12 protein-coding genes are annotated in these 13,198 nt (G+C 73.9%); 7 read left to right on the top strand and 5 right to left on the bottom strand.

Annotated elements, in window-relative coordinates; all coding sequences use genetic code 11:
* Window position 1: 1 nt before the first annotated feature.
* A complete protein-coding gene (locus tag ACWERV_RS10230; RefSeq protein WP_031512924.1) occupies window positions 2-655 on the bottom strand; it encodes a response regulator transcription factor in 654 nt (217 codons plus the stop codon).
* Window positions 656-887: 232 nt separating this feature from the next.
* On the opposite strand from ACWERV_RS10230, the gene ACWERV_RS10225 reads away from it, so the two are divergent.
* On the top strand, window positions 888-1,061 hold the full coding sequence (locus tag ACWERV_RS10225) for a hypothetical protein (RefSeq protein WP_398178003.1): 174 nt from the start codon (window positions 888-890) through the stop codon (window positions 1,059-1,061).
* Between the two features lie 163 nt (window positions 1,062-1,224).
* On the opposite strand, the gene ACWERV_RS10220 is transcribed toward ACWERV_RS10225, so the two are convergent.
* A complete protein-coding gene (locus tag ACWERV_RS10220; protein WP_452931104.1) occupies window positions 1,225-2,046 on the bottom strand; it encodes an inositol monophosphatase family protein in 822 nt (273 codons plus the stop codon).
* Window positions 2,047-2,109: 63 nt separating this feature from the next.
* Window positions 2,110-3,270: a ferrochelatase gene (locus ACWERV_RS10215; RefSeq protein ID WP_452931101.1), complete on the bottom strand. Its 1,161-nt coding sequence runs from the start codon at window positions 3,268-3,270 to the stop codon at window positions 2,110-2,112.
* 126 nt (window positions 3,271-3,396) lie between these two features.
* On the opposite strand from ACWERV_RS10215, the gene ACWERV_RS10210 reads away from it, so the two are divergent.
* The 3 genes from ACWERV_RS10210 (at window position 3,397) to sepH (ending at window position 7,418) form a co-directional block, all read left to right on the top strand.
* Window positions 3,397-4,665 (top strand): MFS transporter, encoded by a 1,269-nt coding sequence (locus ACWERV_RS10210; RefSeq protein ID WP_452931099.1) that lies wholly within the window; start codon window positions 3,397-3,399, stop codon window positions 4,663-4,665.
* Window positions 4,598-5,944, top strand: coding sequence for a D-arabinono-1,4-lactone oxidase (locus ACWERV_RS10205; protein ID WP_452931097.1), 1,347 nt, complete (start codon window positions 4,598-4,600; stop codon window positions 5,942-5,944). The genes ACWERV_RS10210 and ACWERV_RS10205 overlap by 68 nt, the downstream gene beginning before the upstream one ends.
* A gap of 382 nt (window positions 5,945-6,326) precedes the next feature.
* A complete protein-coding gene (gene sepH, locus ACWERV_RS10200; RefSeq protein WP_452931094.1) occupies window positions 6,327-7,418 on the top strand; it encodes a septation protein SepH in 1,092 nt (363 codons plus the stop codon).
* Window positions 7,419-7,752: 334 nt separating this feature from the next.
* On the opposite strand, the gene ACWERV_RS10195 is transcribed toward sepH, so the two are convergent.
* Window positions 7,753-8,577 carry a sulfurtransferase gene (locus ACWERV_RS10195; protein WP_452931091.1) on the bottom strand — a complete coding sequence of 275 codons (825 nt, stop codon included), beginning with the start codon at window positions 8,575-8,577 and terminating at the stop codon, window positions 7,753-7,755.
* A 137-nt stretch (window positions 8,578-8,714) separates the two neighbouring features.
* Between ACWERV_RS10195 and ACWERV_RS10190 the strand changes: the two genes are divergently transcribed.
* Entirely contained in the window at window positions 8,715-9,488 is a 774-nt protein-coding gene (locus tag ACWERV_RS10190) for a VOC family protein (RefSeq protein WP_452931088.1), read from the top strand.
* Between the two features lie 14 nt (window positions 9,489-9,502).
* On the opposite strand, the gene ACWERV_RS10185 is transcribed toward ACWERV_RS10190, so the two are convergent.
* Window positions 9,503-10,639 carry an ROK family transcriptional regulator gene (locus ACWERV_RS10185; protein WP_452931085.1) on the bottom strand — a complete coding sequence of 379 codons (1,137 nt, stop codon included), beginning with the start codon at window positions 10,637-10,639 and terminating at the stop codon, window positions 9,503-9,505.
* Window positions 10,640-10,921: 282 nt separating this feature from the next.
* Here ACWERV_RS10185 and ACWERV_RS10180 point away from each other — a divergent pair, with 282 nt between their 5' ends.
* Window positions 10,922-12,082, top strand: coding sequence for a Gfo/Idh/MocA family protein (locus tag ACWERV_RS10180; RefSeq protein ID WP_452931265.1), 1,161 nt, complete (start codon window positions 10,922-10,924; stop codon window positions 12,080-12,082).
* Between the two features lie 70 nt (window positions 12,083-12,152).
* Window positions 12,153-13,160 (top strand): sugar phosphate isomerase/epimerase family protein, encoded by a 1,008-nt coding sequence (locus ACWERV_RS10175; protein WP_452931082.1) that lies wholly within the window; start codon window positions 12,153-12,155, stop codon window positions 13,158-13,160.
* Window positions 13,161-13,198: the final 38 nt, after the last annotated feature.

The raw sequence follows: 13,198 nt of genomic DNA, 5'->3' as shown, positions 1-13,198 counted from the left end.
ATCAGATCCGGTAGCCGGAGCCGGGCACCGTGACGATCACCGGCGGCTCGCCCAGCTTGCGGCGCAGCGTCATCACGGTGACCCGGACGACGTTGGTGAACGGGTCGGTGTTCTCGTCCCAGGCCTTCTCCAGCAGCTGCTCCGCCGAGACGACCGAGCCCTCGGAGCGCATCAGCACCTCCAGCACGGCGAACTCCTTGGGCGCCAGATGCACCTCGTTGCCGTCCCGCGTGACCTCGCGGCGGTTGGGGTCGAGCCGGATGCCGGAGCGCTCCAGTACGGGCGGCAGGGCCGTCGTCGTACGGCGGCCGAGCGCGCGCACCCGGGCGGTCAGCTCGGTGAAGGCGAAGGGCTTGGGCAGGTAGTCGTCGGCGCCGAGCTCCAGGCCCTCCACGCGTTCGCTGACGTCGCCGGCCGCGGTGAGCATGAGCACCCGGGTGGGCAGGCCCAGCTCGACGATCTGGCGGCACACGTCGTCGCCGTGGACGACGGGCAGGTCGCGGTCGAGGACGACCACGTCGTAGTCGTTGACGCCGATCCGCTCCAGGGCGGCACCGCCGTCGTAGACCACGTCGACGGCCATCGCCTCGCGGCGCAGGCCGGTGGCAACCGCGTCGGCGAGCAGTTGCTCGTCCTCGACGACCAGTACGCGCAAGGCGCTGTTCCTTCCATGAGCTGTGTGGATTCTTGTCCATCCTGCACCGGGGACCGGTAAATCGGCGGTAAGTGCGGAACCCGTGGAATTTCCGGGGGGTCACGGAGGTTTCCGCCGCGGGCACGGCGGGGAGGACGACTGCACACCCACCCACCACGCCCGTCGCGTGTCGTCACGCGCGGCATCTGGCTTGACACGCAGCGCGTGTCAACGGAGACGAGGAGGGGGCGCCATGGACGCGTTCACCACCGGAATCCTGCAGCGCATACACACCACGGAGTCCGATCTGCGCAGGGCTCGCGAGACGGGCGACGACTTCCTCGTCGAGGTCGAGCAAGGAGAGCTGGACGATCTGCGCCGGCTCGCGGCAGAGCACGGCGTGGACGTACGGCCCAAGGTCGCCTGACCCCCAGCCGCACGCCCCGGCCCCTGGAGGGAGCCGGGGCGTTCGCATGTCCGGGGCCGGGCGGCGGGCCCCCGGCACCGCGGCCCCCAGTCCCCCGGCCCCGCGGCGTCCTCGGGGCCCTGGGAGCCGTACGGGCGGCCACGGCGGGGTCCGGTGGCCCGGGTCAGTCGCGCCAGGCGCCCAGGTCGTCCAGCAGCCGCTGGAGCGGCTCGAAGAGCCCGGCGGGGGCGGCGACGGTCAGCTCGCCCGAGGGCCGCTCCCCCGGCCGGCCGCCGGTGAGGGCGCCCGCCTCGCGCGCGAAGAGGTCGCCCGCGGCGAGGTCCCAGGGGTTCAGGCCGCGCTCGTAGTAGGCGTCCAGCCGCCCGCAGCCGAGGTCGGCGAGGTCGATCGCGGCAGAACCGGCCCGCCGGATGTCGCGGACCTGCGGGATGAGCCGGCGGGCCACCTCGGCCTGGGCGGTGCGCCGCTCGGTGAGGTAGCCGAAGCCGGTGGCGACGAGTGCCTGCGCCATCTCCGGCGCCGGGCGGCAGCGCGCCCGCACCCCGTTGACGAAGGCGCCGCCGCCGAGCACGGCCTGGTAGGTCTCCCCGCGCATGGGCGCCTCGACGACGCCGACGACGACCTCGCCGTCCTGCTCGGCGGCGATGCTGACCGACCACGACGGCAGGCCGTAGAGGTAGTTGACAGTGCCGTCGAGCGGGTCGACGATCCAGCGCACCCCGCTGCTGCCGGGGCTGCTGGCGCCCTCCTCGCCGAGGATGCCGTCGTCGGGGCGGGAGCGGGCGATGCGGTCGGCGACGAGCTTCTCGGCCGCGATGTCCATCTCGGTGACGACGTCGATGGGGCTGCTCTTGGTCGCGGCGACGCCCAGGTCGGCGGGGCGGCCGTCGCGCAGCAGCGCGCCGGCGGCGCGCGCGGCGTCCAGGGCGACCTCCAGCAGTTCGGCGTACAGCGCGCCGTTGCCGTCCGGTGGCGGTGTGCTCACGTCGTGCTCCTCGGGTCGGGGGCTCCGGTCGCGGCGACCGGTGCGGTCGGGTGCGGCACGGGCTCAGTCCAGGCCCGCGGCGGCGGGCAGCGGCGTCCGGGCGGGGCAGCAGCCGCGCGGGCAGACGTCGTGGCTCGGGCCGAGCGCGCCGAGCGCGCAGCGCTCGGGGGCCTGGCCGCGCTCGGTGGCGGCCCGCTCCAGGACCAGTTCGCGCACGGCCGCGGCGAAGCGCGGGTCGGCGCCGACGGTGGCGGCGCGGGCGACCGGCAGGCCGAGTTCCGCGGCCTTGGCGGCGGCCTCGGTGTCCAGGTCGTACTTCACCTCCATGTGGTCGGAGACGAAGCCGATGGGCACCATCACGACGGCGGGGGCGCCGTCGGCGTGCTGCTGCTCCAGGTGGTCGCAGATGTCGGGCTCCAGCCAGGGGATGGTCGGGGCGCCGCTGCGCGACTGGTAGACGAGTTCCCAGGGGCGGTCCACGCCGTCGGCGGCCCGTACCGCGTCGGCGACGAGCCGGGCGGTGTCCAGATGCTGGGCGACGTAGGCGCCGCCGTCGCCGTGGTCCTCGACGGGGCCGGAGGTGTCGGCCGCGGCGGTGGGGATGGAGTGGGTGGTGAAGGCCAGCCGGGCGCCGGCCCGTACCCCGGGCGGCAGTTCGGCGAGCGCGGCGAGGGTGGCGTCGGCCATGGGGCCGACGAAGCCGGGGTGGTTGAAGTAGTGCCGGAGCTTGTCGACCTGCGGCACGGCGCGGCCCTCGGCATCGAGCGTCGCCAGGGCCGCGGCGAGGTTCTCGCGGTACTGCCGGCAGCCGGAGTAGGAGGCGTAGGCGCTGGTGGCCAGGACCAGGACCCGGCGGTGCCCGGCGTCGGACATCTCCCGCAGGGTGTCGGTCAGGTAGGGCGCCCAGTTGCGGTTGCCCCAGTGGACCGGCAGGTCGAGGCCGTGGTCGGCGAAGTCCTTGCGGAGCGCGTCGAGCAGCTCGCGGTTCTGCGCGTTGATCGGGCTGACGCCGCCGAAGAGGAAGTAGTGCCGGCCGACCTCCTTCAGCCGCTCGCGGGGGATGCCCCGGCCGCGGGTGACGTTCTCCAGGAAGGGCACGACGTCGTCGGGCCCCTCGGGGCCGCCGAAGGACAGCAGCAGCAGGGCGTCGTACGGCGCCGGACCGCTGGTCGGCGCGCCGGTCCCGGGCGCGGGGGTGTCGGGCGTGGGTGACTGCTCTGGCATGGCTCCGATCCTGCCACCCGGGGACCCCGCAGCCCGACCTGCCCCGGCGCCGGTTAAGCGGTGTTCACCGGCCGGTCGGCTCCGTAAGCTGTATAGACCATCCACAGTCCTTACGGGAGCACCGCCGTGACCAGCCCCTACGTTGCGATCTTCGCTGCCCCCGGCAGCCGGGCGTTCTCCGCGGCGGGGCTGATAGGCCGGATGCCGCTGTCCATGCTGGGCATCGGCATCGTCACGATGATCTCCCAGGTGACCGGCCAGTACGGGCTCGCGGGCGGGCTGTCGGCGACGACCGCGCTGTCCGGCGCGGCGATCGGCCCGCTGGTCTCCCGGCTGGTGGACCGCTACGGCCAGTCGCGGGTGCTGCGCCCGGCCGCCGCCGTCACCGTGCTGTCGGTCGCGGTGCTGCTGCTGGGGGTACGGGCCGGGGCGCCGCACTGGGTGTTCTTCCTGGGCGCGGCGGGGGTGGGCGCGACACCGAGCCTGGGCGCGATGGTGCGGGCACGCTGGTCGGTCATCCACCGGGACGCCCCGGAACTCCTCCACACCGCTTATTCGTTCGAATCAGTGGTGGACGAGATCGTCTTCATCGTCGGCCCGATCCTGTCGGTCGGCCTGTGCACGGTCTGGTTCGCCGAGGCGGGGCCGCTGCTGGCCGCCGCCTTCCTGGGCATCGGCGTGCTGCTGCTGGCCGCGCAGCACGGCACCGAGCCGCGGCCGCATCCGCGCGCCCACCACGCGGGCGGCTCGGCGCTGCGGGCCCCGGGCATGCCGGTGCTCGTCGTGGTCTTCACGGGGATGGGCGCGATGTTCGGCGCCGTCGAGGTCATCACGCTGGCCTTCGCGGACGAGCGCGGGCACAAGGCGCTGGCCAGCCTGGTGCTGGCCACGTATGCGCTGGGCTCGTGCCTGGCGGGTGTGGTGTTCGGGCTGGCGCAGCCGCGCGGCAGCGCCCGCGGGAGGTTCCTGCTGGGCGTCGTCCTGATGGCGGTGAGTATGATCCCGCCACTACTGGTCGGAAACCTGGTGTTCCTGGCCATGGCGCTGTTCGTCTCCGGCCTCACGATCGCCCCCACCATGGTGACGACGATGAGCCTGGTCGAACGGATCGTGCCGCGGGCACGCCTGACCGAGGGCATCACGTGGACCTCCACGGGCCTGGCGGTCGGGGTGTCCCTGGGAGCCGCGCTCGCCGGTCGGGTGACCGACGCGCACGGCGCCTCGACGGCATTCGCGGTACCCGCCGGCGCGGCGTTCCTCGCCGCGGCGGCGGCGGGACTCGGGTACCGCCGGCTGCGGCCGGCGCCGGAGCGGGAGGACGTGCACGGTGAGTACGACGGCGACGAGGAGCGGGACGCGTTCGGCGCGCTCGAAAAACACGGCGACGTGGCGTAACTGGGCGGGGAACGTGGCAGCGCGCCCGGTGCGCAGCGTGGCGCCCGCCTCCCCCGACGAGCTGGCCGCGGTGCTGCGCAAGGCCGCCGAGGACGGGCTGACGGCCAAGGCGGTCGGCTCCGGGCACTCCTTCACGTCCGCCGCGGCGACGGGCGGGGTGCTGATCCGCCCCGACGGGCTCACCGCGATCCGCTCCGTCGACCGGGCCGCCGGCACCGTGACGGTCGAGGCGGGCGTGCAGCTCAAGCACCTCAACGCGGCGCTCGCCGCCGAGGGCCTGTCGCTGACCAACATGGGCGACATCATGGAGCAGACCGTGGCCGGCGCGATCAGCACCGGCACCCACGGCACGGGCCGCGACTCCGCCTCGATCGCCGCGCAGATCACCGCGCTGGAGCTGGTCACCGCCGACGGCTCGGTGCTCAGCTGCTCCGCCGACGAGCGGCCCGAGGTCTTCGCGGCCGCGCGGGTCGGGCTCGGCGCGCTCGGCGTGGTCAGCGCGGTCACCTTCGCGGTGGAACCGGTCTTCCTGCTGACCGCGCGCGAGGAGCCGATGCGCTTCGACCGGGTGATGGCGGAGTTCGAGGAGCTCGCGACCGGGAACGAGCACTTCGAGTTCTACTGGTTCCCGCACACCGACAACTGCAACACCAAGCGCAACAACCGCAGCCAGGGGCCCGCCGCGCCGCTGCCCGCGGTGCGCGGCTGGATCGACGACGAGCTGCTGTCCAACGGCGTCTTCCAGGCCGCGTGCGCGCTCGGCAGGGCCGCCCCCGGCACCATCCCGGGCATCGCCCGGATCTCCAGCCGGGCGCTGTCCGCCCGCACGTACACCGACATCCCGTACAAGGTCTTCACCAGCCCGCGCCGGGTGCGCTTCGTGGAGATGGAGTACGCGGTGCCGCGCGAGGCCGCGGTCGACGCGATCCGCGAGCTCAAGGCGACGGTGGAGCGGTCCGACTTCCGGATCAGCTTCCCCGTGGAGGTGCGCGTCGCGCCCGCCGACGACATCACGCTCTCCACGGCGTCCGGCCGCGACAGCGCCTACATCGCGGTGCACATGTACCGGGGCAGCCGGTACCAGGAGTACTTCACCGCGGTGGAGCGGATCATGACGGAGCGGGAGGGCCGTCCGCACTGGGGCAAGATGCACACCCGCGACGCGGACTATTTCCGCGCCGTCTACCCCCGGTTCGGCGAGTTCACCGGATTGCGCGACCAGTTGGATCCCGGACGGCTTTTCGGCAACGACTACCTCCGCCGGGTGCTGGGTTCGTAGGACTTCGCCCCTTTTATCCAGCGGCGTTCACTCCCGCGAGTGAGACGCGTCACCCAACTCCCGCCCGGCGCACCACAATCGGCGGCGCGGCAGCCACCCTGCGGTGGCCCAAATGGAGTACCGTGACGATTCCGTGCTCCCGGTGCCCGTCCGGTCGCTCGGACGGATGGGAGGTAGCTGCGACGGCAGTCGCCCCGCTGCGTGGCGTAAGGTCACCCAGAGTGGCCAATCGTCCACCTTCCCATAACGGGGTGTCACCACACAGGGACGACACGCCGGGCAACTCTGCAAGGTTGTGGCACGCTGCACCCGGGAAGGCCACACTCGTCCAACGGGAGCAGCGACGCACCCGACGTCGGCAGGCACCATCCGGGAGGTAACCGTGCCCGAACTGCGCGTCGTGGCCGTCAGCAACGACGGCACACGACTGGTGCTCAAGGCTGCCGACAGCACGGAATACACGCTCCCCATCGACGAGCGGCTGCGCGCCGCCGTGCGCAACGACCGGGCCCGGCTCGGCCAGATCGAGATCGAGGTCGAGAGCCATCTGCGGCCCCGCGACATCCAGGCGCGGATACGCGCGGGTGCCTCCGCGGAAGAGGTCGCCCAGCTCGCCGGGATCCCCGTGGAGCGGGTCCGCCGCTTCGAGGGCCCTGTGCTGGCCGAACGCGCCTTCATGGCCGAACGGGCCCGCAAGACCCCCGTCCGGCGGCAGGGCGAGAGCACCGGCCCGCAGCTCGGCGAGGCGGTGGCCGAACGGCTGCTGATGCGCGGCGCCGAGAAGGAGACCGTGCTGTGGGACTCCTGGCGGCGTGACGACGGCACCTGGGAAGTGCTGCTGGTCTACCGCGTCGCCGGCGAACCACACTCCGCGAGCTGGACGTACGACCCGCCGCGCCGCCTGGTGCAGGCCGTCGACGACGAGGCCAGGTCGCTGATCGGCGAGAACCCGCCCTCCCAGGCGCAGGAGCCGAGCTTCCCCTTCGTGCCGCGCATCGCCCGGCTGCCGCGCGAGCGCACGATGGACCGCGCGCTGGAGCGCCCGGAACGGCCCGACCGTACCGAGCGGCCGGACCGCGCCGCCGCGCGCGCCGAGGAGCGCGGGGCCGCCGCCGCTGCTGCCGCTGCCGCCTCGGCGGAGACGGACGAACGGGACTCGCTCACCAGCCTGCTGGAGGCGGTACCGAGCTTCCGCGGCGACATGGTGGTGCCGGCGCCCCCGACGGCACCGGACGCGCCGCCCGCACAGGAGCCCGCGGCCGAGGCCGAGCAGGAGTCGGCCGCCCCGGCCGCCTCCGCAGGGTCCGCGTATGCGGACGTCCTCATGCCGCGGGCGGTCGCGGGGCACCGCGACCGGCTGATCGGGACGACCGACCGCCAGGCCGAGGCGGACGGCGTCCGGCCGGGCCGCCGGGCGACCGTCCCGAGCTGGGACGAGATCGTCTTCGGCAGCCGCCGCAAGAAGCAGGAGTAATCCCCGCCGGGTCCCCCCTCGACCGCCGCCGCGCCCGACCGAGCTTCCCACCTGCGCGCGGGGTGCGCATTCCGCCGCTGCACGGAGGTAGGGCTGCGCGCTGCCGCGCCGGGCGAGCGTTTTTTAGGGGCGCGGGGAACTGCGCTCCCAGCCGTCCACCGGCCGGTGGTCCGGTACGGACCGAACTGCCCCTTAGGGCCGGTGACGACGTGCAGCGTCGTCGTGGCTGGCCGCGCAGTTCTCCCCCAGAGCTTCGCCTGGGAGGTACCCCCAGGCGCCCCTGGTGGTTGCCCGGCGCGGCAAGCGCGAACGCTCGCCGCGCGGGGCGGAGGGGTCAGACGGGGCCGGGGCCCGTTTCGACGGGGAGGCCGGACGCGGTCCATTCGCTCCAGGAACCGGGGTAGAGGGCCGCGGTGATCCCCGCCTCCGCGAGGGCCAGCACCTCCTGCGCGGCGGAGACGCCGGACCCGCAGTAGACACCGACCTCCGTGCCGGGAGCGGCCCCCAGCGCGGTGAAGCGGGCGGCGAGGGCCTGGGCGGGCAGAAACGTGCCCTCGGGGGTGACGTTCTCGGTCGTGGGGGCGTTGACGGCGCCCGGGATGTGCCCGGCGACCGGGTCGATCGGCTCGACCTCTCCCCGGTAGCGCTCCCCGGCGCGGGCGTCGAGCAGCAGTCCGCTGCGGGCGAGCGCGGCGGCCCCGGCGGCGTCGAGCACGGGCATGCCGCCCGGCTTCGGCGTGAAGTCGCCCTCCCCCGGCGGGGGTTCCTCCGTGGAGAGCGGCTGCCCGGCGGCGCGCCAGGCGGCGAGTCCGCCGTCGAGGACCTTGACCCGGTGGTGGCCGGTCCAGCGCAGCAGCCACCAGGCGCGGGCGGGGCCCCAGCCGTTGCCGTCGTCGTAGACGACGACGTCGCGGTCGGCGCTGACCCCGGCCCGGCGCATGGCGGCGCCGAACTCCTCGGTGTCGGGCAGCGGGTGCCGGCCGCCGGCGCCGGGCGGCGCGGCGAGTTCGGCGTCCAGATCGACGTAACGGGCCCCGGGGATGTGCCCCTTGGCGTATTCGCCGTGTCCGGGCGGGCCGCCCATCTTGTAGCGCACGTCGAGCAGGACCGGCGGTACGGGCGCGGCGGCGAGGTCGCCGGCGGAGATCAGGAAATCCATACGCCTATTGTGGAGGCCCGGCACCGCGTTGCGGCGCGGTCAGACCGCGTACCGCCGCCCCGGGTGCGACGATCGCTGGTGCCGGCTCCCGCGGAAAGCCGGGCAGGCAGCGGGCTGCCCACGAGGAGAGCGTTCGCATGACCACCGAGGTACGGCACCGGCGGGCGCCGGGCACTCCTTGCTGGGCCAGTCTCATGGCGCACCGGGCGGACCGGACGCGGGAGTTCTACGCGGCCCTGTTCGGCTGGGAGTTCGCGCCGGGCCCGCCGCAACTGGGCTCGTACACGCTGGCGGAGAAGGACGGGCTGCGGGTCGCGGGGATCGGCGAGGGGTCGTCGGAGCCGCACCGTCCGGTGTCGTGGACGACGATGCTGGCGGCGGACGACGTGGACACGGCGGCGGAGCGGGTGCGCGAGTGCGGCGGCACGGTGGGCATCGGGCCGCTGAACGCGGGCGAGGACGGCCGGCTGGCCATCGCCGTGGACCCCTCGGGCGCGGTCTTCGGCATCTGGCAGGGCGGCCTGTTCAGCGGCGCGGACGTCACGGGGGTGCCGGGCAGTGTCGGCTGGAGCGAACTGCTGACCCGCGAGGCCTCGACGGTCGAGAAGTTCTACGAGGTGGTGTTCGGCCTCACCGTGGAGCGCGTCGGGGACCAGGACGAGGACCGCGCGGTGCTGGTGACGGGCGGCAACGCGGTCGCCGGGGTCCGCGGGCTGGGCCGCGCGCTGCCGCGCGACCGCGGGGCGCACTGGATGACGAGCTTCGCGGTCGCGGACGTGGACGCCGCGGCCCATCTGGCCGTGCGGCTGGGCGGCCGGATCCTGACCGCCCCGCACGCGGGCCCGCACGGGCCGACGGCGACCCTGTCCGACCCCGAGGGCTCCCCCTTCTCGCTCGTCGGCCTTCCCTAGGTTCTCAGTTCCCCTCACGCCAGCAGTTGCGGGGCGGCGGTCAGGACCAGGCCTGCCGCGCCGCGGACCTCGGCGCCGGGGCCGAGGCCGCCGGTGACGATCTCGATGCCGCGGGCAGCGGACGGCAGGGTGTGCCGCTCGATGCCGGCCCGGAGCGGTTCGAGCAGGTCCTCACCGGCCGCGGCGAGGTCGCCGCCGACCACGACGAGCCGCGGGTTGAGCAGCGTGACCAGGGTGGCCAGGGCGCGGCCGACGGCGTCTCCGGCGTCCCGGACGGCCCGCAGCGCGCCGGTGTTGCGCTGCTTGATGAGGGCGAGCAGGTCGCGCGGGGCGATCGGGCGGCCCCAGCTCTGGCTGAGCAGCCGGGCGATGGCGACGGGGCTGGCGACGGTCTCCAGGCAGCCGCGGTTGCCGCAGCGGCAGATGAGCCCGTCGGTGATGAGCGGCAGGTGGCCGATCTCGCCCGCGAGGCCGCGCGCGCCGAGCAGCAGCCGCCCGTTGCTGACGATTCCCGCGCCGATACCGGCGGACAGCCGGACGTAGACCATGTCGTCGACCTGCCGTCCGGCGCCGTACATCAGCTCGGCCAGCGCGCCCGCGTTGGCGTCGTTGGTGACGCGGACGGGCAGCCCGGTGCGCTCGCGCAGTTCGTCGGTGAGGTGCAGGCCGACCCAGCCGGGCATGATGCCCTCGGCGCCGAGTTCGCCGCTGCCCTTCTCGACGGGCGAGGCGATGCCCGCGCCGATGCCGAGCACCCGGTCGCGGGCGACACCGGCCTCCTGGAGGGCGCGGCCGACGAGGACGGCGACGAGGTCGAGGGTCTCGCCGGGGGCGCGGTCGACGTCCTTGGCGACCCAGTGCTCCCACAGCACCGTGCCGAACAGGTCGCTGAGGATGACCCGGACGTGCTGGTGGCCGATGTCCGCGCCGATCGCGTACCCGGCGCTGGGCACCAGGGACAGCGTCTGGGCGGGGCGGCCGGTGCGCCGCGGCTCGGGCTCGTCCGCCGCCTCCCGGTGCGCCTCCTCGGTGACGAGGCCGACGGTGATGAGGTCGGCGACGAGCGAGGACACGGTGGCCCGGGAGAGCCCGGTGACCCGTACCAGTTCGGGGCGGCTGATGCGCGGCGCGGCGTGCAGCGCCTCCAGCACCCGGAGCCGTCCGACCTCGCGCAGGTTGACTGGTGTGTCGATCGTGACTCCCGTGGTGTGCCGGCGCGGTGCTGCGGGTAATCGGTTCGCAACACGGCGCCCTCTTGCGTCAGGCCCGGTCAAGAGCCTTGACTTATGACGAACTTCAGGCAGAAACTCGCGAACTGTTCTACCCAACTCGCTGAGTTTCAGTCGATCCCGGATGAATAACGATTCCCGGCCGTGCGCCGCCCGAGGAGGACACACGTGACGACGACAGACCCGCAGCCCCTGCGGATCGGCATGGTGGGCCATGCGTTCATGGGGGCGGCGCACTCGCACGCGTGGCGCACCGCGGGCCGCTTCTTCGACCTGCCGCGGCCGGTCGAGCTGACGGCGGTGTGCGGCCGGTCGGCCGACCGTGTCAAGCGGGCCGCCGAGCGCTACGGCTGGCAGTCGTACGAGACGGACTGGCGCGCGCTGGTGGCCCGGCCGGACATCGACGTGGTGGACATCTGCACGCCCGGTGACAGCCACGCGGAGATCGCGCTCGCCGCGCTGGCCGCGGGCAAGCACGTGCTGTGCGAGAAGCCGCTGGCCAACTCGGTGCGGGAGGCCGAGGAGATGACCGTCGCGGCCGCCAAGGCGGCGGCCGAGGGCGTGCGTTCGATGGTCGCCTTCAACTACCGCCGGGTGCCCGCGCTGGCGCTGGCCCGGCAGCTGGTCGAGGACGGCCGGCTGGGCACGATCCACCAGGTGCGCGCGCAGTATCTCCAGGACTGGCTGGTAGACCCGGAGTTCCCGCTGGCCTGGCGGCTGCGCAAGGACCGCGCGGGCTCGGGGGCGCTGGGCGATCTCGGCGCGCACAGCATCGACGTCGCGCAGTACCTGACCGGCCAGCGGATCTCGTCGGTGGGCGCGGTGCTGGAGACGTTCGTGACCGAGCGGCCGCTGCCGGCCAGCTCCAGCGGCCTGTCCGGCACCGCGAGCAGCGAGCGCGGCCAGGTGACGGTGGACGACGCGGCGCTGTTCACCGCGCGCTTCGACGGCGGCGCCATCGGCGTGTTCGAGGCGACGCGCTTCGCCACCGGCCACAAGAACGCGATGCGGATCGAGATCAGCGGCTCGGCGGGCAGCCTGGCCTTCGACGCGGAGTCGATGAACGAGCTGTCCTTCCACGACCGTTCGGAGGACCCGGCGACCGCGGGCTTCCGCCGCATCCTGGTGACCGAGGACACCCACCCCTACCTGCACGCCTGGTGGCCGCCCGGCCACCTGATCGGCTACGAGCACACCTTCACCCACCAGGTGTCGGACTTCGTGACGGCGATCGCCGAGGGCCGCGACCCGAAGCCGTCCTTCGCGGACGGCCTGCAGGTGCAGAAGGTGCTGTCCGCCGTCGAGTCCAGCGCGGCCGCGCTGGGCGTGCACATCCCCGTCCAGGGCTCCCCGGCGGCGTCCTGACGCCCGCACCCGCACCCGCACCCGCACCTCCCGACCGTACCCCCGCCCACCTGTCCCAGGAGGACGCACCATGGCACGACCCGTCACGCTCTTCACCGGCCAGTTCGCCGATCTGCCCTTCACCGAGGTGTGCCGGCTGGCCTCGCAGTGGGGCTACGACGGCCTGGAGATCGCCTGCTGGGGCGACCACTTCGACGTCGAGGCGGCGCTCAGCGACGACGGCTACCTGCCGCGGCTGCGCGACACCCTCGACAAGCACGGCCTCAAGTGCTGGACGATCTCCTGCCATCTGACCGGCCAGGCGGTGTGCGACCACCCGATCGACGAGCGGCACCAGGGCATCCTGCCGGCCCGCATCTGGGGCGACGGGGAGCCCGAGGGCGTGCGGCAGCGGGCGGCGGAGGAGATCAAGAACACCGCGCGCGCCGCGGCGGCCTTCGGGGTGGACACGGTCGTGGGCTTCACCGGTTCGTCGATCTGGCACACCGTGGCGATGTTCCCGCCGGTGCCGCCGTCGATGATCGAGCGCGGCTACCAGGACTTCGCCGACCGCTGGAACCCGATCCTGGACGTCTTCGACGAGGTCGGGGTGCGTTTCGCGCACGAGGTGCACCCCAGCGAGATCGCGTACGACTACCACACCACCGTGCGGACGCTGGACGCGATCGGCCACCGCCCCGCCTTCGGGCTGAACTTCGACCCGAGCCACTTCGTGTGGCAGGACCTCGACCCGGTCGGCTTCCTGTGGGACTTCAAGGACCGCATCTACCACGTCGACTGCAAGGAGTCCGTCAAGCAGCTGAACGGGCGGAACGGCCGCCTCGGCTCGCACCTGCCGTGGGGCGACCCGCGGCGCGGCTGGGACTTCGTCTCCACCGGGCACGGCGACGTGCCGTGGGAGCCGGTCTTCCGGATGCTCAACAGCATCGGCTACGCGGGACCGATCTCCGTCGAGTGGGAGGACGCCGGCATGGACCGCACCCTGGGCGCCCCGCAGGCCCTCGCGCACGTGCGGGCGCTGGCCGCGATCGAGCCGCCGGCCGCGTCCTTCGACTCGGCGTTCAGCTCCTCCTCCTGACCGCGGGACGTACGCGTACGGCGGCGGCCGCCCCGCCC

The sequence above is a fragment of the Streptomyces sp. NPDC004031 genome (assembly GCF_053604375.1).
This window is presented reverse-complemented; position numbering and strand designations above follow the sequence as displayed.